The following is a 231-nucleotide window of genomic DNA, read 5'->3' as shown; positions in this document are numbered from 1 at the left end:
ATCAACAGTTATAGATTTCACTTGGGAACCGAAGGTCCCCATAAAATTTCCAAAGGTATCATTTAAGGCCTTGGCGGTGCGATTAGGGGCTTTGATAGCCCATAGAAGCCGGGTTTTACGTTCTACAAAAGTGACCAAACATGCTCGTGACTGACCTCGGCTAGAAAGTACCGTATCGACTTCCCAATGACCAAAAGCTAATCGCTGATTGACAGATTTTGGTCGTTGTTC

The 231-nt window shown here is 44.6% G+C and carries 1 pseudogene; it reads right to left on the bottom strand.

The annotated features are described in order from the left end of the window. Positions 1-231, bottom strand: a pseudogene (locus JMJ55_RS30745) (IS30 family transposase); the annotation flags it as partial.

Origin of the sequence: Belnapia mucosa (genome assembly GCF_016775475.1) — a bacterium.
GTDB classification, from domain to species: Bacteria; Pseudomonadota; Alphaproteobacteria; order Acetobacterales; family Acetobacteraceae; genus Belnapia; species Belnapia mucosa.
This window is presented reverse-complemented; position numbering and strand designations above follow the sequence as displayed.